Raw genomic sequence first — 20,691 nt, 5'->3', positions numbered from 1 at the left:
GAGATCTGTCGGTGTCGGATGGCTTCGAGGGTCCGGACGGCGCGGCAACGGCTGTACTGACGGCCGTCGTCGTCCGCGTCACCGCACTCGCCGACCGGCTCGGTGTGCCGCACCCCGAGGTCTTCGACACCCGTCGTCTGTCCGTCGCTTCCGGTGTCCCCGAGCCGGTGGTCAAGGCGCTGCTGAGCGGGCGGCCCGCGGGTGAGCCGGACGTACAGGCCCGGTTCCTGCAGCGGCTGGACCTGCTGCGCCGCACCCGGCTCAAGCCGAACGGGCGCAAGTACACCCAGCAGGAGATCGCGGATGGCGCCTTCATGTCGCGGCAGCAGGCCGGCGCGCTCATCAACGGCGACCGGCGCCCCACGATGGAGCACTGCGACGCCATACAGCGGTTCTTCCGGGTGCATGCCGGATTCCTGACGGCCGAGGACCCCGAGGCGCTCGCGGGCGCACTGCAGCGCAGCGAACAGGAGCTCCTGCACAAGCTCGCCGACCGGGAGCGGGAGGCGGCCGCGGCCGTCCAGGACCCGCTGGAGCGGCTGTTGCAGGACCACGGCGTCCGCGGGATCGCCTGGCGGGCCGCGCAGCTGCCCACCGACCAGCACCGTGACAAGGTCGCGGAGTGGCTGGACATGCTCCTGGAGAGCGTCAAGCGGCCCGAGTCCTGATCCGGGGGAGAACTGTGGGCATCGGTAAGGAAATGCGCCGCCTGTGCGGCGAGTTGGTGGCGGAGCTGGAGCTCCCCGCACCGGCACGGCCCGAGGACCTGTACGGCGCCCTGTGCGGCGCGATGAGCAGACGCCGCGGCCGTCCCGTCCACTTCCGTACGGCCGCCTTCCCGCCCGGTACCGCCAGCGGCCTGTGGCTCGACATGGCCGACCGGGATCTCGTCGTGGTCGAGGAACGCACCGCCCCCGACCACCAGTTGGTGATCCTCGGCCACGAGCTGTGGCACATGAAGGCCGGCCACTGCAGCCACCACGTGGAGGGTGCCGCCGTCGCGGCCCGCCTCCTCAGCGACGACGCGGACCTGACGGCCACCGTCCTGAAGGTGGCCGCCCGCAGCCGCTTCGAGCAGGACGACGAGAAGGAGGCCGAGAACTTCGGCCTGCTCCTCGCCAGCAAGTGCCGCACATGGCTGGAGGGTTCCGCCCTCCGGGGCCCGGTCCAGCGCGACCACCTGGCGGGCCGCATCGAGGCCTCCCTCGGCTACCGGGGCCCGCAGGGTTAGAGCCTGTGTCACGTCCCCTGTCGGATCAGGTGGCGCTGCGCTCGCTGGCCTCCCGCAGGTCCTGTGCCACGGCCCGGTTGCGAACCGTGTCGGGCCGCCCGGCGGACGTCCCCGGCCGTCCCTCCCGCAGCAGCTCCCGCCAGTGCTCCCGACTCCAGTCGGCCGGAGCGGTGGTCGCCGTGAACTCCTCCACCAGCGACACGAACCGAGCCGGGTCACTGTGGAACGGGAAGTGCCCCGCCTGCTCGAAGATCTCCAGCCGGCTCCCCGGCATGGCCTCGTGCGCCCCGTACGCATGCCGCACGGGCACCACGCTGTCCCGGTCCCCCCACAGCAGCATGGTCGGCATGCCCTCGGTGAGATAGCACCGGTCCAGCATGGTCACGACCTGCCCGCGCCAGTCGACGACCGCCCGCAGGGTGCGGATGAAGGCGTTGCGCGAGGTCTCGTCGGGCAGCGCGTCGACGAGGTTGAGCAGGTCGGGGGCGTCCTGGCCGAGGTCGGTGTCCATCAGCTTCATCAGCCGTACGGCGAGGCCCACTTGGAGCCGCATGCCGGGCAGCCGGAGCGAGGACAGCATCAGGTGGGCGCCGGGCAGCGACACCAGCCGCAGCACCGGGTTGACCTCGCGCCCCACTCCCCCCGCGCTGACCAGGATGAGCCGCTCGGTGCGCTCGGGGAACTGGTAGGCGAACTGCATCGCCACGCCCCCGCCCAGCGAGTGCCCGACCAGGGTCGCCGACTCGATGCCGAGCGTGGTGAGCAGATCCCGCACCCCGTTGGCGTACGCGGCGACCGAGTAGTCGGCGCGCGGCTTGTCGGAGTCGCCGTGGCCGAGCAGGTCGGGGGCGATCACGGTGTGGGTGCGGGCGAGGTCGGGGATCAGTTCGGCCCAGGTCGCCGAGGAGTCCCCGATGCCGTGGATGAGCACCAGCGCCGGGCCCTCGCCCGCCATGCGGAAGGCGCGGCGGTAACCGTGCACGACGCGGTATTGCAACTCGAGTTCTCCATCGCCCACCGGGCGCAGCCGCACGGCGCGCACCGGGCGCCGGCGCGGGTCGTCGACCACGTACTCGCCTCCCGTTCACTGGCCGCCAGGCAGCGGCCGAAAGCCCTTAACTCCAGCGTAGGACTCCTTTCCCACAAGGGATTTCGGTGAGGTTTCGCCTCCGCTAAGCGGGCGAACCGATACGTACCGCGGCCGGATTGTCAGTGGTGGGCGGCAAGCTGGAGATGCGCCCCCGTATGAGGGCGTGACCGACCGAGCCGACCTGGGAGAGCCGCCCGATGCCCACCGCCGTACTGACCGACCGCGAGCGCACCGCCGTCCAGGCCTATCTGCGGCTGCTGCACACGGTCCGAGCCGTCTTCGACACCGCGGCCGGTCCGCCGGATTCCGGCCGGCCACCGCTCGTCCCGCCCGCCGTGCTCGCCGAGGCGGAACAGGCCCTCGCGGACGCGGGACTGGCGGGCAACGAGGAGGCGTTCTTCCGACTGCTGCAGAGCTGGTGCCCGCCGGAGCCGTAGAGCCATAGGCCCGGAAGCCGTGCCGCGACGTGCCGTGCCGTGCCGTGCCGTGCGCTCAGGCGTACGGCACGACGACGGACGTCGCGACCAGCCCGTCCCGGATCGTCCAGCGGCCCTCGAAGTACCCGCGCCGCTCCCCGCCCACCAGCGGTCCGGGTACGAGGAGATCGGCACGGATGCCGCCGCCGAGCGGCTCCCCGGGATCCACGCGGATCTCGATGTCGGCCTCGGTGAACTCCAGCCACTTGCCGGTGAGGGGGAACCACGCCTTGTAGACGGACTCCTTGGCACTGAAAAGCAGCCGGTCCCAGTGGATCCCCGGGTGTGCGGCGGCGAGCCGCTGCAGCCGGGCCCGTTCCGCGGGCAGTGCCACGCTCGCCAGGACGCCCTCCGGGAGCGGTCCGTGCGGTTCGGCGTCGATGCCGAGGGAGGCGAGGTCGGTGGCGCGGACGAGGGCCGCGGCGCAGTAGCCGTCGCAGTGGGTCATGCTGCCGGTCAGTCCGGGCGGCCACTGCGGGGCGCCGCGTTCGCCGGGCAGGACGGAGCGCGGCGGCACGCCGAGTTTCTCCATGGCCCGGCGGGCGCAGGCGCGCACGACGGCGAACTCTCGGCGCCGCTTGGCGACGGCCCGCGCGACGAGCACCTCCTCCTCCGGGTAGAGCACCGTGTTCTCCGGCTCGTCGGTGCCGTGCACCTCGACGGCCACCACCGAGTCCGGCAGCAGTTCCTCGATCACCGGGCCCCGACCTCTCTCGGCACGATGCGCCGCAGTTGTCCCGGCGGCTCCGGTCGCTTGCGCCACTCGCGGGGGTAGCCGACCGACACCTCCTCGAAGCGGACGCCCTCGTGCCAGGTGGTCCGCGGGATGTGGAGATGGCCGTAGACCATGGTCTCGACACGGAACCTGCGGTGCCAGTCGGCGGTCAGCGTGGTGCCGCACCACATGGCGAACTCGGGGTACCACAGGACGTCCGTGGGATGGCGGTCGAGCGGGTAGTGGTTGACGAGGACCGTGGGCAGGTCGTCGGGCAGTGCGGCGAGCCTGCGCTCGGTCTCGGCGACCCGGGCCCGGCACCAGGCCTCGCGGGAGGGGTAGGGGTCGGGGTGCAGCAGGTACTCGTCGTTGCAGACGATGCCGGTGCCGTGCGCGTACTCCAGTCCCTGTTCCTTGGTGGTGCAGCCGGCCGGCAGGAAGGAGTAGTCGTACAGCAGGAACAGCGGGGCGACGGCGACCGGGCCGCCGGGGCCGTCCCAGACGGGGTAGGGGTCCTCGGGGGTCGTGACGCCGAGTTCCCGGCAGACGTCGACGAGGTGGTCGTAGCGGGCGACGCCGCGCAGGGTGACGGTGTCCCGGGGGTGGGTCCACAGTTCGTGGTTGCCGGGAGCCCAGACGACTTTCCGGAAGCGGCCCGCGAGGGTCTCCAGGGCCCAGCGGACGTCGGCGACGGTCTCGGCGACGTCGCCCGCCACGAGGAGCCAGTCGTCGTCCGTCCCGGGGCGCATCTCCTCGACCAGGGCGCGGTTCTCGGCGTAGCCGATGTGCAGGTCGCTGATGGCCAGCAGTTGTCCGGCGCCGCCGGCCGTCGACGTCACTTCCCGCCCCTTCCGAGCACTCGATGGGGACCACGAGAACACATTTGCCGCCCTGCTACAAGGTCGGATCGAGGCACCTGATCTTGCCGTACCGCATGATCGGGAAATCCGTAACACGCACGTTGCACGCGGCACCTCTCGAAAGCCGTATGATCGCCCCAACACCACCGCCATGAACTTCCCTTCGCGCAGGGCGGTTTGGTGTCCCTCCGATCAACCTCGCCGGGCACGGCCTGCTTCGTTGTGCCCGAAATGCCCGAAAGGCGGCCTGCATGCTCTCTCGCGTACGCGTCTGGCTCAATCGCACGTACGCGGAGAACGTGTTCTTCATGGATCAGCTGCGACGAAATCCCAGCGATCGCGCCGTCGAGATCCATGCCACGCACGGCGACGCGGACTCCCCCGTGCTGGCCGCCGCCGACACCGCCGATCTGGAGCCGGAGGGTCTGTCCCCGGCCGCGTACGTGGAGTTCGCGCTGGACCAGTGCGCGCGCCGCGGCATCGACGTGTTCGTGCCCCGGCTGCACCAGTCGGCGATCGTGGCGCACCGCGCCGAGTTCGAGGCGGTCGGTACGGCGCTGCTGGCGCCGCCGCCCGAGGCCGTGGCCGTCTTCCACGACAAGGTGATCGCCTACGAGGCGGTCCAGGCCATCGGTGCGCCGGTGCCGCCGTGGTGGCGGGTGCGGACCGCTGACGAGCTGGTCGCGGCCGTGGAGGAGCTGGAGGCGGGCGGCTACAAGGCGTGCTTCAAGCCGGCGTCCGGAGCGGGCGGGGTGGGCTTCCGCGTCATCACGCGCACCCCCTTCTCGCTCATGCACCTCAACGGCTTCCCGGGCCCGTACGTGCCGCTGGACCTGGTCGTGGAGGCGCTGAAGGAGGCCGACGAGTCCGTGGACTGGCTGGTCATGCCGCGCCTGGAGCAGCCGGAGGTGTCGGTGGACTGCCTCACCGGTCCGGACAACCGGGTCCGCCTGGCGGTGGGCCGCACGAAGAACGGCCGCCGCCGCGGCTTCACCCTGCACGAGCAGTGGCTGGAGCCGGCCCGCCGGATCGCCGAGGGCTTCGGGCTGCACTACCTGTCCAACATCCAGTTCCGTATGTTCGGCGACACCCCCGTTCTCATGGATGTCAACACGCGTCCAGCTGGGGGTCTGCACCAGCTGTCGCTCTGCGGCGTCAACGCCCCTTGGGCCGCAGTGCAGTTGGCGCTCGGCGAGGACCCGGGCGAGATGGAGCCGCCGTTCCTCGGCCAGGACTACACGGTGGTGTCGGGACCGCGCCCGCTGCGTGCGGTGTCCATCCCGCACCAGCGCGCGGAGGAGACCGGGCCGCTGCTGCCGGCGGTGCCCGCACCGACGGCGGAACCGGTCGAGCAGGTCACCACGGAGGCCGGCACGCCTGCCACCGCCCGGGCCTGATCAGCACCTTCACCCGCGGTGTGGGCCGAACATGACCTAGCGCATCGGTCATGATCGGCCCACACCGGCTTGGTCGTGCAACTCCGCACTCCCGAACGCCGTTCCCGGGATCACGGCCGGCTTCACCGGCCGAGTGTCAGTCGCGTGAGGGTGCCTAGACGGGGTACCCCCACGCCTTCGCCAACTCCGCGAGGCGCGGCGACAGTTCGGCGGCGGGGTCGGCGGTGCGGGCGGGCTGGATGCGGCCCGACTTGATGGTGCTGCTCCAGTCGCCGAGCTGGGGGCGGAAGGTGCCGTGGTCCTTGGTGCCGTAGTCGAGCATGGCGCTCTCCCAGGGGAGGCCGAGGTAGTCGCACAGGTCGCGGGTCGTCTTCTCCGGCTCCGCGGTGAGTTCCTCGTACGTGATCACGTGCGCGTCCAGACTCTGGCGCGCCTCCTCCAGCTTCTCGGCGTACTGGAGGACTTCGGCGCGGATCGCCTCGTGGTCGGGGTCCGTGCGCCGGCTGGTCAGGGAGGCGATGACCGCGCCCGGGTGGCGCAGCAGGACGATGTACTTCGCGTGCGGCCAACATCGGTGCAGCCGGGGCCAGATGAGGGTGTTCGCCGGTGTCTTGTCGACGATGACGTCCTTGTCGCTGCGGGCGAGTTCGAGGTGCAGGACCCGGTCCCACAGCATGTGTTCCAGCTCGCGCCGGTCCAGTTCGAGGGCCTTCATGGCCTCCGCGGTGAAACTGCGGCTCAACTCGACGTTCAGGGTGCGCAGATGCATCTCGTGCGGGGCGCGGATCCGGCTGTGGCTGTTCAGCAGCACTCGCAGCAGGGTCGAGCCCGAGCGCACGGAGGACAGCACGAACACCGGGGACTCCACCAGGCGCGGGGCGCAGGGGGCGGTGTACGACGCCTTGGCGGCGGGCCGGGGCCTGGGGGTGGGCACGGCGTCCAGGGTCCGGCGCGGCGGGCTCACCGCCTCCTTCATCAGCCTCCCCCGGCGCCTCAGCCCCTTGCCGATCGCAGACATACGCGGGTCTCGCACCGTGACACCTTTCTCTTGCACCTTGCCTCCGCATCTCAGGGGCACAAGGCGAACTCCAGGTGTCGGAACGGGAAACCACCGAGGTCACGGAACCCTGAATCGGGCCCGTGACCTGGTGATTTACCGATTTCTTAATTGTTTCTGGGAAATGCTGGGGAACTGCTGTGCGGCGGGCCCTCGGAACCGGTCCTCAGAACCGCCCCGACCCGCGGTACAGCTCCATCTCCCCGTCCAGTTCGACCGCGAGAATCGTGGCGTGCGGGTCGAGGTCGGCCTCGGCCGGCGGGTCGATCCACAGCACGCCGACCGCGTCGTGCAGCCCGCCGACGACCCGATGGCCGAGTTCGGTACCGGTGCCGAGCACGGTGACCTTGCGGACCGGAGTGACCAGTCCGCGGACGCCGATCTCGGCACGCGGGATGTCGAACAGGGTGAGGTAGAGGGTGCGGCGGTCGGCGGAGAGGGTGCTGGGCCCGTAGTGGTGCCCGGCCGGGAGTCCGCGGACCGTGCCGTACACCGCCTCGGAGTGCTTGCGGATCCACTCCCCCAGTCCTTCGAGCCGCTCCACCTGCGGCTGCGGGATGGTGCCGTCCTCCATCGGGCCGACGTCGAGCAGCAGGTTGCCGCCCCCGCCGATGGTCTCGGTGAAATAGCGGACCAGGTGGGTGAGCGACTTGTGGTTGTGGTCCTGGTGCTGATAGCCCCACGAGTCGTTGATCGTGAGGCACAACTCCCAGGGCCCGTCGGGCGGTTCGATGGGAGCGCCCTGCTCGGGGGTGGCGTAGTCGCCCCCGCTGAGCATGCGGGCGTTGAAGACGACGTCGGGGCTGTACGAGCGGATGAGCGCGGCGAGTTCGGGGATGCGCCACTGCTCCTCGCTGCGGTCCCACTCGCCGTCGAACCACATCAGGTCGGGCCGGTAGCGGGAGGACAGCTCCCGGATCTGGCCGTCGCGGTAGGCGATGAACCGCTCCCAGGCGTCCAGGTCCTCGTCCTCGGCCGAGCACTCGGAGTAGCGGTTGTCCTCCATCTCCGGCGGACGGCCCGGCTTGCGCGTGGAGGCGTAGTCGGGGTGGTTCCAGTCGGAGTGCGAGTAGTAGAAGCCGACCTTGAGGTCCTTCTCGCGCAGGGCTTCCACGTAGCCGGTCAGGTAGTCGCGGCCGAGGTTGAGGTCGCCGTACTCCGTGTCCCACAGGGCCACGCCGTCGTGGTGACGGGTCGTCAGTACGGCGTACTTCGCGCCCGCACGGGCGAACAGGTCGGCCCACGCCTTCGGGTCGTACTTGGCGCCCGTGAAGCGGTCCAGCTGGGACATGTACTGGTCGTGCGGGACGATGTCGTCGTAGAACGACCAGGACTCCTGGACGCCGTCGACGGCGTAGATGCCCCAGTGGACGAAGATCCCCAACTTGGCGTCGGTGAACCAGGGTTGCATGGGCATGGGTCAGCCCCTCCCCAGACGGAGCGTCAGGATCTGGAAGGGCCGCAGCTGGACGCGGACACCACCGTCGACGACCTCGGCGTCCTCCAGCGGACGCTCCAGCAGGTCGGTCACCTGGCCGCCCGCCAGCGGGAAGCCCGTGCGCAGCACGCCCTGCGCACGGCCGCCACGCGACTCGTACAGCCGCACCACCACGTCGCCCGACTCGTCGTCGGCGAGCTTGACCGCCTCGACGGTGATGCCCTCGCCGTCGACGGAGACGACCGGTTCGGGTACGCCCGCCGAATCGGCGACCCGCAGCGGCAGGTTGAGGGCGTAGCCCTCCGCGACGGCGTCCTCGATGCTCGCGCCGGGCAGCAGCGAGTACGTGAAGCGGTGCTTGCCCTGGTCGGCCTCGGGGTCCGGGATGCGCGGGGCGCGGACCAGGCTCAGGGCGACGGTGGTCGTCGTACCGCCGTCCTCGCGGACCGTGCGGGTGACGTCGTGCCCGTACGTCGAGTCGTTGATGACCGCGACGCCGTAGCCGGGTTCGGCGACGTGCACCCAGCGGTGGCCGGAGACCTCGAAGCGGGCCGCCTCCCAGCTGGTGTTGGTGTGGGTGGGGCGCTGGACGTGGCCGAACTGGATCTCCGCGGAGGAGTGCGGGGCCCGGACGTCCACCGGGAAGCCGGCCTTGAGGATCTTCTCGGCCTCGTGCCAGTCGATCTCGGTCTCGAAGTCGATGCGCGGGCTGTCGGCGCGGACGGTGATCGTCTGGGTGATCTTCGAGCCCTTGCCGAAGGAGCGGGTGACTCGGATGGCGCCGACGAGCGGCTCCGCCTCGACGACGGCCACCGACTCCGGCTCCAGCAGGTCCGTGAAGCGGTTCCGGTAGTGCTTGTCGATGTCCCAGGCGTCCCAGTAGTTCGGGAGGTCGGTGTGCAGGCGGAGCAGGTTGCCCGCGCCGGCGAGGACCTCCCGGCCGGCCCGCAGGTCCCGTACGGACGACAGCGTGCCGTCCTCCGCGACCTCCACCCGGACCAGGCCGTTGTCGAGGACCCGTCCCTCGGCCGTCACCGGCTGCGCGGGCCCGGCGTCGGTCAGGGGCGCGCTGCCGCTCGCGGGCACCTCCACGTACGCCGGTGCGCCGTCGGCCGTACGGACCACTTCGGCGCGGTCGTACGGGCTCGTGTTGAACACACGGGTACCACCGCCGCCCAGCGCGGCCACCGCCTCCGCCGTCAGCACCTCCAACTCCTCGGCCACCCGCGCGTATTCGGCCTCCGCCTCGCGGTGCACCCAGGCGATCGAGGACCCCGGCAGGATGTCGTGGAACTGGTGCAGCAGCACCGTCTTCCAGAGGCGGTCCAGCTTCTCGTACGGGTACGCGTAGCCCGGCGCGTGCAGCGCGGCCGTCGTGGCCCACAACTCGGCCTCGCGGAGCTTGTGTTCGCTGCGGCGGTTGCCCTGCTTGGTGCGGGCCTGCGAGGTGTAGGTGGCGCGGTGCAGCTCCAGGTAGAGCTCGCCCTCCCAGACGGGGGCGTCCTCGTACTCTGCGCGGGCCTTGGCGAAGAACTCGTCCGGGTGCTCGACGACGACCTTGGGCGAGCCCTCCAGGTCGGCCAGTCGACGCGCGCGTTCCATGATCTCGCGGGTGGGGCCGCCACCGCCGTCGCCCCAGCCGAAGGGGGCGAGGGAGCGCGTACCGGCGCCCTTCTCCTGGTAGTTGCGGACCGCGCGGTCCATCTCCTCGCCGCTGAAGCGGGCGTTGTAGGTGTCGACCGGCGGGAAGTGGGTGAAGATGCGGGTGCCGTCGATGCCCTCCCACCAGAAGGTGTGGTGGGGGAACTTGTTGGTCTGGTTCCAGGAGATCTTCTGGGTGAGGAACCACTCGTTGCCGGCGAGCTTGGCGAGCTGCGGGTAGGCGGCGTTGTAGCCGAAGGAGTCGGGCAGCCAGACGCCCTTGGTCTCGATGCCGAAGTGCTCGATGAAGAACCGCTTGCCGTGGACGAGCTGGCGGGCGATCGCCTCGCCGCCGGGCAGGTTGCCGTCGGACTCGACCCACATGCCGCCGACCGGCGCCCACTGGCCCTTCTTCACCGACTCCTGGATGCGCGCCCACACGTGCGGGTAGTTGTCGCGCACCCACTCGTACTGCTGGGCCTGCGAGCAGGCGAAGATGAAGTCGTCGTACTCGTCGGCGAGCGAGGTGACGTTGGAGAAGGTGCGGGACGTCTTGCGCTTGGTCTCGCGGATCGGCCACAGCCAGGCGGAGTCGATGTGGGCGTGGCCGACGCCGGAGATCACATGCGCGCTCGCGTTGGCGGGCTTGGCCAGGACCGGGGCGAGCACCTCGCGGACCGCCGCCGCGCTGCCGGAGATGTCGTCCAGGTCGACGGCGTCCATGGCACGGTCCAGGGCGTGCAGGATCTCGTGCCGGCGCGGCTCGTGCTCGGCGAGGTGGACCATGAGCTCGCTCAACACCTGGATGTCGAGGTCGAGGTGCCAGACGTTCTCGTCCAGGACCGCGATGTCGGCGCGCTGGAAGGTGTAGAGCGGCTTGTCGCCGGCCGTGAGCACGTCACCCATGGGCGTGATCTTGGAGAAGTTGTCGGCGAGGATGTCGGGGTTCGAGGCCGCTTCGACCAGGTAGTCGATCTGCTCGCCGCCCGTCGCCGGGTTGGCGATCGGCACGTACTGGTTGAGCGGGTTGACGGCCTTCAAGGGGCGGCCGTCGGACAGGTGGACCAGCGCCTCGGCCTGGTTGCCCGGCCAGTCGCCCACGAAGCCGAGGTCGATGACCGCCTCGACGCGCCGGCCCGCCCATTCGGCGGGCACCTGGCCGCGCATGCGGAACCAGGTGGTGCCCCACGGCGGACCCCACGGGGTGTCCATGGCGAAGGGCGCGTACCGCGCGGCCGCCGCCTCCTCGAAGGACACCGGCTCGCCCGGCGCCTGCCAGGCCTCTACCTCGAAGGGGACGGTGGCCGCGTAGATCGCGGGCTTGATGCGCTGGTTGTGGACGCGCTCGACGCGCTCCTCGATCCGGCGGCGTTCGTCGTGCATGAGAAGTCTCCAGGAAACCGGGAAGCCAAGAAGGTGGGGAAAGCGCTTACCGAGCGCGCTTACTTAAGGTACGCCAGGCCGGGATGGACCTCGCTGTAGCCCTCGACCAGCCTGCGGGCCACGTTGACGGAGTCGACGAGCGGGTGCAGCGCGAACGCCTTCACCGCCGTCGTACGGGATCCGGACTCGGCGGCGGCCAGCACCTCCCGCTCGACCGCCTTCACCGAGCAGACCAGACCGGTGGCGTGGTCGGGCAACGGGGACACGGACACGGGGTGCGCGCCGTTGGCGTCGACCAGGCAGGGGACCTCGATGACGGCCTCGGAGTCGAGGACCGCGAGCGCACCCTTGTTGCGGACGTTGAGGATCAGGGTGGTGCGCTCGTCGCGGGCGATGGCCCGCATCAGCGCGAGGGCCACCTTCTCGTAGCCGCCGGAGAGGTCGTCGGCGTCGCGCTCGCCGGCGCCCGCCGTCTCCCGGTTCTCCGACATGTAGGTCGCCTCGCGCTCGGCGCGGGTGCGGTCCCAGGCGGTGAGGGCGGCAGCGTCGGGGCGCTGCATCTCCTCGTAGAAGCGGGCCTGCTGGTCGTGCAGGAAGGCGCCGCGGGTCTTCTCGGCCGCCTGGTAGGACCGCACGGCTTCCCGGTTGAAGTAGTAGTAGTGCAGATACTCGTTCGGGATCGCGCCCAGGGACTGCAGCCAGTCGACGCCGAAGAGCTTGCCCTCCTCGAAGGAGCCGAGCAGGTCGGGGTCGGCGAACAGCCGCGGGAGCTCGTCCCGGCCCGCGACGCGCAGGCCGCGGACCCAGCCGAGGTGGTTGAGGCCGACGTAGTCGATGAACGCCTCGCGCGGGTTGGCGACCCCGAGCACCCGGGCGATACGGCGGCCGAGGCCGACCGGCGAGTCGCAGATGCCGATGACGCGGTCGCCGAGGTGGCGGGACATGGCCTCGGTGACGAGGCCGGCGGGGTTGGTGAAGTTGATGACCCAGGCGTCGGGTGCGAGGCGGGCCACGCGCTGCGCGATGTCGACGGCGACGGGAACGGTACGGAGGCCGTAGGCGATGCCGCCCGCGCCGACCGTCTCCTGACCGAGGACGCCTTCCGCGAGTGCGACCCGCTCGTCGTTGGCCCGGCCCTCCAGTCCGCCGACGCGGATCGCCGAGAAGATGAAGTCGGCGCCGCGCAGGGCCTCGTCGAGGTCGGTGGTGGCGGTCACCTTGGGCGCGTCGGGCACGTCGGCGGCCTGCTCGTCCAGGACCCGGGCGACCGCGTGCAGTCTGCTGTCGTCCAGATCGTGCAGGACGACCTCCGTGACCCGGCCCTCGGCGTGGTCCGTCAGGAGCGCCCCGTACACGAGCGGCACACGGAATCCGCCGCCGCCCAGAATCGTCAGCTTCACGCTGGTCCAGCCTTTCCTGCCAGGATCACGTCGACACCGGCCTCCTGAAGGGAGGCCCGCGTCTCGGTGTTCACCGGCCCGTTCGTCACCACCACGTCCAGGTCCTCGGGACCGCAGACCTTCGCCATGCCCGTACCCGGGAACTTCGCCGAGTCGGCCAGCAGGACGACCTTGTCACCGGCCTTGATCATGGCCCGCTTCACCGGGACCTCGACGACCGTCGTGTCCATCACCTGCCCGCCCGGGCGCACTCCACTGGTGCCGAGGAAGAGCCAGTCGGCGTGCAGCTGGCGCAGGTTGTCCTCGGTGAGGAAGCCGACCAGGGAGCGGTACTCGCGGCGGACCATGCCGCCGAGCAGCACCAGCTCGATGCCCTCGTCGTCGGCGAGCTCCTCGTAGACCACCAGGTTGCTGGTGATCACAGTGAGGCGCCGGCCGTGCAGCTGGCGGGCCAGCCGGTAGGCGGTGGTGCCGATGTCGAGCAGCACGGACTGACCGTCCTGGACCAGGGCGGCGGCCCGGGCCGCTATCGCGTCCTTCTCGGCCACCCGGACCTCGGCGACCTCGGCGAAGGGCTGGTCGCCCTCCTCCGCCCGCGCACCGCCGTGCACACGGGTGAGCAGCCCGTCCTCCTCCAGTTTGACCAGGTCACGCCGGATGGTGGCGGGGCTCACATTGAGCTGCTCGGAGAGGTCGGTCACAGCCGCGGGGCCGCCCGAGCGCAGGGCCCGCAGGATCAGTTGGTGTCGTCGTTCTGCCAGCACGACGTGAACAGTACTCGTCATTGCCAATCATTTCCATGCTCAGTTCTGCTCAGGTATTGACCAATGTCGCTGAGCGGCGCACGATTCCGGTCATCGAAATTGAAGACTTTTGACGAGAGGATGTGCGCGTGGACGACGATCGGCCTGATGTGCTGCTGACCGGGCTGCTCTTCTACGACCTCGTCCTCACGGGTCTGGGCAGGCCGCCGACGCCGGGCGAGGAGATCTGGACGGCCGGCATGGGCTGCGGCCCCGGCGGCATCGCCAACCTCGCGGTGGCCGCTTCCCGCTTCGGCCTCAGGACCTCCCTGGCCACGGTCTTCGGCGACGACTTCTACGGCGAGTACTGCCGTGACGTCCTGGACGACCAGGAAGGCGTCGACCTCTCGCTCTCCCGCACCGCGGACGGCTGGCCCACCCCCGTCACCGTCTCGATCGCCCACGGTTCCGACCGGGCCCTGGTCACCCACGGCCAGGAGCCGCCGTACTCGCAGGACGCGCTGATGGGCGACCCGCCCGAGGCGCGCACGGCCCTCGTGCACATCGAGGCCGAACCGCGTGCCTGGCTCGCCAAGGCCGCCGCGAACGGCACCCAGATCTACGCCGACGTCGGCTGGGACCCCACCCAGGAGTGGTCGACCGACCTCCTGGACCAGCTCTCCCTGTGCCACGCCTTCCTCCCCAACGAGACCGAGGCGATGGCCTACACCCGCACCGACAGCGCGGTGGCGGCGCTCGGCACGCTCTCCGAGCTGGTGCCCGTCGCCGTGGTCACGCGGGGCGGGGACGGCGCGCTCGCCGTCGACCAGACGACCGGCGAGTACGCGGACGTCCCGGCCCTGGCCGTCGACGTCCTGGACGCGACGGGCGCCGGTGACGTCTTCGGCGCGAGCTTCGTCGCGGCCTCCCTCGGCGGCTGGCCGCTGGCGGAACGCCTGCGGTTCGCGGTCCTGTCCGCCGGACTGTCCGTCCGGCATCCCGGCGGGGCCCTGGCGGCCCCCGGCTGGTACGGCGTCGACCGCTGGTGGCGCGCGCTGACCGACCCCGAGCTCAAGAAGGCGTACGGCTTCCTGGCGGACCGGATCCCCGCGGATCCCGGGCCTCCCGTGCAGTACGCACCCGTGACACCCCCCGCACGGCAGCACTGATCCCCCCAAAGAAACAGCATGCCCCCTCGTTCGCGAAGACCCGAAAAGATCCGAAAGGCGGTGGGAGCTGTGCGGCTCTCACGAAGAGGCCTGCTGCGCGCGGGCCTGGCCGGTACGGCCGCCACGACGCTGGGCGGCCTGGCATCCGGCTGTGCCGTTCCGACCGGCTCGACCGGCCGGAACATGGTCCTGTGGTACTGGAGCGGCGGCCTGAGCGACACCGTCGTGAAGAACGCCAAGGCCCGCTACGACAGTTCCGTGGACCTGGAGGCCATCCAGATCGGCGGCCAGTACCGCTCCAAGCTCATCACCACCATCACCGGCCGGGCCCACATCCCCGACATCGCGGGGCTCAAGGGCGAGGACATGGCCGCCTACCTGCCGAACGCGGACCAGTTCATCGACCTGCGGACGCTGGGCGCGGAGAAGTACAAGAGCCAGTACCTGTCCTGGAAGTGGGACCAGGGCATCGCCGACGACGGCACGATGGTCGGCTTCCCGATCGACTGCGGCCCGGTCGCGCACTACTACCAGTACGAGGTCTTCCGCAAGGCCGGGCTGCCGTACGAGCCCGACGACGTGACCAACGAACTCAACACCTGGGAGAAGTTCTTCGACGCGGGTGTGCAGTTGGGCAAGCGTGTCCCGGAGGCCAAGCTGCTCACCGACATCACCTCCGTCTTCGGGAACGTCGTCGAGCAGGGCGCGAAGCGGTACGTCGACAAGGACCGCCACTTCATCGGCGACCAGGAACACGTGCGCCGGGCCTGGGCGCTGGCCGTGGAGGCCAAGCAGCGGAAGATCGTCTCCGACCTGGTCAGCGGCACCCCGGACCAGCTGTCGGCCATCCAGGACGGCAAGCTGCCGAGCCAGCTCAACGCCTCCTGGGCCAGCTTCGACATCAAGAACGGCGTGCCGAAGACCAAGGGCAAGTGGCGGGTGGCGCAGATGCCCGTGCGGCCCTCCAACAGCGGCGGCTCGTTCCTGTCGATCACCAAGGCGTGCCGGGAGCCCGAGCAGGCCTTCGAGATCATCGCCTGGATGCTCAACGCGACCAACCAGGCGCAGGGTTATATCGACGCGGGCCTCTTCCCCTCCACGCCCGCCTCCTACGGCCTGAAGCAGATGCAGGAGCCCGACCCCTTCTTCGGCGGCCAGGTCACGACCGACATCTTCGGGCCCGCCGCGCAGAAGATCGTGGTCGCCTACAACAGCCCGTACGACATCGCGCTCTCGCAGCCCATCAAGGACGAGATCAAGAACGTCGGCGTCCTCGGCAAGGACCCGAAGAAGGCCTGGAGTGACGCCATGAGCAAGTGCCGTCGCATCGCGAAGCACCTGGGGGTGAGCTACTGATGGCCGTCATCGAGCAGACCCCGCCCGCTGTGGCGCAGCCCTCCCCGGTCCGGCCGAAGAAGGGCCTGCGCAAGTACTGGCACCTCTACGCCGCCATCTCCCCCTTCTACCTGATCTTCCTCGGCTTCGGCCTGTTCCCGGTCGGCTTCTCGCTCTACCTGTCCTTCCACCGCTGGGACGGACTCGGCTCGATGGAGTGGGCCGGGCTCTCGCAGTACCAGTACCTGCTGAGCGACAGCGACTTCTGGAACTCGATCGGCAACACGATCATCATCTGGGCGCTGGCCACCTTCCCCATGATCTTCCTGGCGATGGTCACGGCCGTGATGCTCAACTCCGCGGTCCGGTTCAAGGGCCTGTACCGCGTCGCGTACTTCCTGCCGAACGTCACCTCGGTCGTCGCGATCGCGATCGTCTTCGGCTCGATCTTCTCCACCAACGCGGGCATGGTGAACGCCGTCCTCAACGCGGTGGGGATCGACCAGGTGGCCTGGCTGAACACGCCGTGGGGCATCAAGGTCACCATCGCGGCGCTGATGACCTGGCAGTGGACCGGCTACAACGCCATCATCTTCCTCGCCGGGCTCCAGACCATCCCGAGCGACCTGTACGAGGCGGCGCGCATGGACGGCGCCGGCCCCATTCAGACCTTCTTCCGGATCACGCTGCCGCTGCTGCGGCCCACGCTGCTGTTCGTGCTCGTCGTCTCGACGGTCACGGGCCTGCAGAGCTTCTCCGAACCACAGGTCCTGCTCCAGACCTCGTCCAACGACTCGACGTTCGCGGGCGGTCCGGGCCACTCGGGCCAGACGATGGTCCTCTACTTCTTCCAGCAGACCTTCGACAACAACGACTTCGGGTACGGAGCCGCGGTGGCGTGGGGCATCTTCCTCGTCGTCGTCCTCTTCTCGATCATCAACTGGCGCCTCGTGCAGCGCCGGGGCGACTAGGAAGGGCGCACCATGGCATCCATCAAGGGGTCCCGCCGCAGAGGGATCGCGCTGCACCTCCCGCTGATCATCGGCACACTGATCTCGGCCTTCCCGTTCTACTGGGCCGTGGTCATGTCGACGCACAGCTCGACGGAGATCTTCTCCTACCCGCCGAAGCTGCTGCCGGGCACACACTTCCTGGAGAACGTCCGCAATCTCTTCGACGCCATCGACTTCTTCGGGTCGATGTGGAACTCGCTGCTGGTCGCGACGTCGGTGACCTTCCTGGTCCTGCTCTTCGACTCGCTCGCGGCCTTCGTCTTCGCCAAGTTCGAGTTCCCCGGCAAGGGCCTGCTGTTCGGGCTGCTCATGGTCATCTTCATGGTCCCGGCGCAGCTGTCGGTCATCCCGCAGTTCGTCCTCATGGCGAAGATCGGCTGGATCGGCTCGATGACCGCGCTGATCGTGCCGGCCGCGGCCAACGCCTTCGGCATCTTCTGGATGCGCCAGTACATGAAGACCGCCATCCACGACGAGCTGCTCGACGCCTCCAAGCTCGACGGGGCGAACTTCCTGCGCCAGTACTGGCACGTGGCGCTGCCGGTGGTCCGCCCCGGCCTCGCCTTCCTCGGCATCTTCACCTTCATGGGCCAGTGGAACGACTTCGCCTGGCCCCTCATCTCCCTCACCAACCCGAACAACGTGACGCTCCAGGTCGCGCTGTCCCAGCTCAACGGCACCCATGGCACCACCGACTACGGCATCGTGATGACCGGCGCCCTGCTCGCCCTCATCCCGCTGCTGATCGTGTTCGCGGTCGGCGCCAAGCAGATCATCGGCGACCTCGCGAAGGGAGCCGTCCGCGGATGACGAGCGATCCACTGCTCGCCCTGCGCCCCTGGGAGTCACCCGAGGTGACCTCCTGGGGGCGGCTGCCCATGAACGCCGTCGACCGGCGCTCCGGAGCCGATTCCCTGGACGGCGACTGGCGTTTCCAGTTGCTGCCCGGCCCGGACGCGCCGGTCGGCGGTGTGTGGTCGGCGGCGTACGTGCCGGGTGTCTGGACCATGCAGGGCACGGACGACCTCCCGCAGTACACCAACGTCCGCATGCCCTTCCCGGACTTCCCGCCCGCCTCGCCCGCCGCCAACCCGACGGGCGTGTACGAGCGTGACGTGGACGTGCCCGGGGACTGGGCCGGACGCCGGATCGTGCTCCAGATCGGGGCCGCCGAGAGCGTGCTGCTGGTGCACGTGGACGGGCGGCCCGTCGGCATCTCCAAGGACTCGCACCTGGCCGCCGAGTTCGATCTCACGGATGTGGTGCGTCCCGGCGAGCGGGCCACCGTACGACTGACCGTGGTGAAGTGGTCGGACGCCTCGCACATCGAGGACCAGGACCAGTGGTGGCACGGGGGCGTGACGCGCTCGGTGCTGCTGTACGCCACGGATCCCCTCCATCTCGCGGACGTGACCGTGCGGGCGGCCTTCAGCGGGGAGCTGCGGGTCGACTGCCGGGTGCGGAACGCTGGCGGTGCGCTGCCCGAAGGGTGGTATGTCAGCGGCGAACTGGAGGGTCAACTCCTCAGCCAGGACAGGGAGTTCGACCGGGCCAACGCCGAGGACGACCGCGTCTCCGACTTCCTCGGCGAGGCCCGCATCCTCGCCACCGTCCCCGACGTCCGCACCTGGAACGCCGAGACGCCCGAGCTGTACGGCCTGACCGTACGGCTGCACCGCGCCGACGGCACCGTCGCCGACACCTCGCACCACCGCGTCGGCTTCCGGGACGTCGAGATCATCGGCCGGGGCCTGCTGGTCAACGGCGAGCGCGTGTTCATCCGGGGCGTGAACCGGCACGACTTCCATCCGCTGACGGGGCGGACGGTGTCGTACGAGGACATGCGCGCGGATCTCGTCCTGCTGAAGCGCTTCGGCTTCAACGCGATCCGCACCTCCCACTACCCGAACGACCCGGCCCTCTACGACCTCGCCGACGAGCTCGGCTTCTACGTCGTCGACGAGGCGGACATCGAGTCCCACGACCACGCCCACGAGATCGCCGACGACCCGCGCTATCTGAACGCCTTCGTGGACCGGGTCTCGCGGATGGTGCTGCGGGACAAGAACCACCCCTCGATCATCGTCTGGTCGCTGGGCAACGAGTCCGACTACGGCGCCAACCACGACGCCGCCGCGGGCTGGGTGCGCCGGCACGACCCGACCCGGCCGATCCAGTACGAGGGCGCGGCCAAGCTCGACTGGGCGGACCCGGAGCTCGCCTCCGACATCGCCTGCCCCATGTACGCACCGCTGGAGGACTGCGTCGCGCACGCCCTGTCCGGGAGGCAGACCAAGCCGCTCATCCAGTGCGAGTACTCCCACGCCATGGGCAACAGCAACGGCACGCTCGCGGACCATTGGGCCGCCATCGAGTCAACGCCAGGTCTTCAGGGCGGGTTCATCTGGGAGTTCTGGGACCACGGCATTCTCCAGCGTGTGAACGACGGCAGACCGGTCGGGCGTGGGGGCGCCGGGCTCTACGACAACGGTGTCGCCGCGCCCGGCCACCGCTGGGCGTACGGCGGCGACTTCGGCGAGACCATCCACGACGGCGCGTTCATCGCCGACGGGGTGGTCTTTCCTGACCGCACCCCGAAACCCGCGATGTTCGAGCACCGGGAGATCGCGGCGCCGCTGCGGATCGAGTGCTTCAAGCACGAGGGCGTCGTCCTCGGCAACCACCAGCACTTCCGCGGCCTGGACTGGCTGACCGGCGTATGGGAGCTGTCCCTGGCCGACGGCCGTACGCTGACCGCGCCCGCCGAACTGCCCGACCTGCGGCCCGGCGAGACGGCGGCCGTGCCGCTGCCCTTCGAGGTGCCACGGGACGGCGGCGAGGCCTGGCTGACCCTGCGGGTGACGACGGCCGAGGACCTGCCGTGGGCGCCGCGCGGCACCGAGGTGTGTGTGCCGCAGGTCCGGCTGCGGGAGCCCGCCGCCCTTCAGGCCGCTCCCGTGGACCGGCCCGTCGAGGTCGACGGCGAGGGCCTGCTCGTCCATCCGCTGCTCACCGCCGCCCCGACGCTGTCCCTGTGGCGGGCGCCCACCGACAACGACGAGCTGGGCGGCATGGCGCTGCGCTGGCGGGCCTGGGGGCTCGACGAGCTCGTCCGCAAGGTGGTGTCGGTACGGCAGGACGGCGCCGGCGTGAGCGTGGTCGCCGAGTACGCCGGCACGGCCGGGGTCGTGCGGCACCGGCAGGTGCTCACCGCGGTCGAGGGCGGCGTCCGGATCGACGAGGAGGCCGAGCTGCCGGAGGCGTTCGACGACGTGGCCCGGGTCGGGTCCGTATTCGAGACGGTGCCGGGCCTGGACCTGCTGGAGTGGTTCGGGCAGGGGCCCTGGGAGTCGTATCCCGACCGCGGCGCGGGCGCGCCCGTCGGCCACCACTCCCTGCCGGTCGACGCGTTGTTCACCCCTTATCTTCGTCCGCAGGAGAGCGGCGGCCGGCACGGCGTACGGCGGTTCACGCTGTCGGCGCCGGACGCCACGGGCCTCGCGGTCGCGGTGGACGAGCCGCGCCAGGTCTCGGTCACCCGGCATCGCGCCGAGGACCTGACGGCCGCCTCCCACCACGACGAACTGGTGCCGCGCGCCGGGTGCGTGGTGCACATCGACGCGGCACACCGGGGGCTGGGCACGGCGTCGTGCGGCCCCGACACCTTCCCCGAGTACCGCATCCCCCCGGGTGTCCACCGCTGGAGCTGGACCCTGCGCGTTCTCTGAGTTTCTCCCGGCTTC

The 20,691-nt window shown here is 70.3% G+C and carries 17 protein-coding genes; 9 read left to right on the top strand and 8 right to left on the bottom strand.

The genetic code is table 11. The annotated features are described in order from the left end of the window. Positions 1 to 11 precede the first annotated feature (11 nt). Both IG08_RS0140765 and IG08_RS0140760 read left to right on the top strand, forming a co-directional pair. Positions 12 to 668: a helix-turn-helix domain-containing protein gene (locus tag IG08_RS0140765; protein WP_030615333.1), complete on the top strand. Its 657-nt coding sequence runs from the start codon at positions 12 to 14 to the stop codon at positions 666 to 668. Between the two features lie 32 nt (positions 669 to 700). Continuing rightward, complete coding sequence (locus IG08_RS0140760) at positions 701 to 1,231, top strand: hypothetical protein (RefSeq protein WP_030615330.1); 531 nt, start codon at positions 701 to 703, stop codon at positions 1,229 to 1,231. 25 nt (positions 1,232 to 1,256) lie between these two features. Here IG08_RS0140760 and IG08_RS0140755 read toward each other — a convergent pair whose 3' ends face one another. Then, positions 1,257 to 2,300: an alpha/beta fold hydrolase gene (locus IG08_RS0140755; RefSeq protein WP_030615327.1), complete on the bottom strand. Its 1,044-nt coding sequence runs from the start codon at positions 2,298 to 2,300 to the stop codon at positions 1,257 to 1,259. A 218-nt stretch (positions 2,301 to 2,518) separates the two neighbouring features. On the opposite strand from IG08_RS0140755, the gene IG08_RS0140750 reads away from it, so the two are divergent. Continuing rightward, positions 2,519 to 2,758 (top strand): hypothetical protein, encoded by a 240-nt coding sequence (locus tag IG08_RS0140750; RefSeq protein ID WP_030615324.1) that lies wholly within the window; start codon positions 2,519 to 2,521, stop codon positions 2,756 to 2,758. Positions 2,759 to 2,813: 55 nt separating this feature from the next. Here IG08_RS0140750 and IG08_RS0140745 read toward each other — a convergent pair whose 3' ends face one another. Both IG08_RS0140745 and IG08_RS0140740 read right to left on the bottom strand, forming a co-directional pair. After that, positions 2,814 to 3,494, bottom strand: a complete 681-nt coding sequence (locus IG08_RS0140745; RefSeq protein WP_030615321.1) for a 4'-phosphopantetheinyl transferase family protein — start codon at positions 3,492 to 3,494, stop codon at positions 2,814 to 2,816. Next, entirely contained in the window at positions 3,491 to 4,351 is an 861-nt protein-coding gene (locus IG08_RS0140740) for a metallophosphoesterase family protein (protein WP_030615318.1), read from the bottom strand. The genes IG08_RS0140745 and IG08_RS0140740 overlap by 4 nt, the downstream gene beginning before the upstream one ends. Before the next feature lie 272 nt (positions 4,352 to 4,623). On the opposite strand from IG08_RS0140740, the gene IG08_RS0140735 reads away from it, so the two are divergent. Continuing rightward, positions 4,624 to 5,769, top strand: a complete 1,146-nt coding sequence (locus IG08_RS0140735; RefSeq protein WP_030615315.1) for an ATP-grasp domain-containing protein — start codon at positions 4,624 to 4,626, stop codon at positions 5,767 to 5,769. A 154-nt stretch (positions 5,770 to 5,923) separates the two neighbouring features. Here the strand turns inward: IG08_RS0140735 and IG08_RS0140730 are convergent, their stop codons facing one another. From IG08_RS0140730 to IG08_RS0140710, 5 genes are all read right to left on the bottom strand, one after another. Further along, positions 5,924 to 6,802, bottom strand: coding sequence for a sulfotransferase family protein (locus tag IG08_RS0140730; protein ID WP_234343087.1), 879 nt, complete (start codon positions 6,800 to 6,802; stop codon positions 5,924 to 5,926). Positions 6,803 to 6,992: 190 nt separating this feature from the next. Continuing rightward, positions 6,993 to 8,243, bottom strand: coding sequence for an alpha-L-fucosidase (locus IG08_RS0140725; protein ID WP_030615308.1), 1,251 nt, complete (start codon positions 8,241 to 8,243; stop codon positions 6,993 to 6,995). 3 nt (positions 8,244 to 8,246) lie between these two features. Beyond that, complete coding sequence (locus IG08_RS0140720) at positions 8,247 to 11,288, bottom strand: alpha-mannosidase (protein WP_030615307.1); 3,042 nt, start codon at positions 11,286 to 11,288, stop codon at positions 8,247 to 8,249. 59 nt (positions 11,289 to 11,347) lie between these two features. Further along, positions 11,348 to 12,688, bottom strand: a complete 1,341-nt coding sequence (locus IG08_RS0140715; protein ID WP_030615306.1) for a 6-phospho-beta-glucosidase — start codon at positions 12,686 to 12,688, stop codon at positions 11,348 to 11,350. Then, complete coding sequence (locus tag IG08_RS0140710) at positions 12,685 to 13,452, bottom strand: DeoR/GlpR family DNA-binding transcription regulator (protein WP_030615303.1); 768 nt, start codon at positions 13,450 to 13,452, stop codon at positions 12,685 to 12,687. Before IG08_RS0140710 ends, IG08_RS0140715 begins: the two co-directional genes overlap by 4 nt. Before the next feature lie 128 nt (positions 13,453 to 13,580). Between IG08_RS0140710 and IG08_RS0140705 the strand changes: the two genes are divergently transcribed. The 5 genes from IG08_RS0140705 to IG08_RS0140685 all read left to right on the top strand — a co-directional run bounded on the left by IG08_RS0140705 (position 13,581) and on the right by IG08_RS0140685 (position 20,676). Then, a complete protein-coding gene (locus IG08_RS0140705) occupies positions 13,581 to 14,600 on the top strand; it encodes a carbohydrate kinase family protein (RefSeq protein ID WP_030615300.1) in 1,020 nt (339 codons plus the stop codon). A 69-nt stretch (positions 14,601 to 14,669) separates the two neighbouring features. After that, positions 14,670 to 15,956: an ABC transporter substrate-binding protein gene (locus IG08_RS0140700; protein ID WP_030615297.1), complete on the top strand. Its 1,287-nt coding sequence runs from the start codon at positions 14,670 to 14,672 to the stop codon at positions 15,954 to 15,956. Further along, positions 15,956 to 16,906, top strand: a complete 951-nt coding sequence (locus IG08_RS0140695) for a carbohydrate ABC transporter permease (protein WP_030615294.1) — start codon at positions 15,956 to 15,958, stop codon at positions 16,904 to 16,906. The genes IG08_RS0140700 and IG08_RS0140695 overlap by 1 nt, the downstream gene beginning before the upstream one ends. Before the next feature lie 12 nt (positions 16,907 to 16,918). After that, the gene (locus IG08_RS0140690) at positions 16,919 to 17,758 is read left to right on the top strand and encodes a carbohydrate ABC transporter permease (protein ID WP_030615291.1); all 840 of its coding nucleotides are present in this window, start codon (positions 16,919 to 16,921) and stop codon (positions 17,756 to 17,758) included. Beyond that, entirely contained in the window at positions 17,755 to 20,676 is a 2,922-nt protein-coding gene (locus IG08_RS0140685) for a glycoside hydrolase family 2 TIM barrel-domain containing protein (RefSeq protein ID WP_030615288.1), read from the top strand. Before IG08_RS0140690 ends, IG08_RS0140685 begins: the two co-directional genes overlap by 4 nt. Positions 20,677 to 20,691: the final 15 nt, after the last annotated feature.

Origin of the sequence: Streptomyces fulvoviolaceus, assembly GCF_000718165.1 — a bacterium.
Taxonomy (GTDB): domain Bacteria; phylum Actinomycetota; class Actinomycetes; order Streptomycetales; family Streptomycetaceae; genus Streptomyces; species Streptomyces fulvoviolaceus.
The sequence above is the reverse complement of the archived record's forward strand: the minus strand, read 5'-3'. Positions and strand labels throughout refer to the sequence as shown.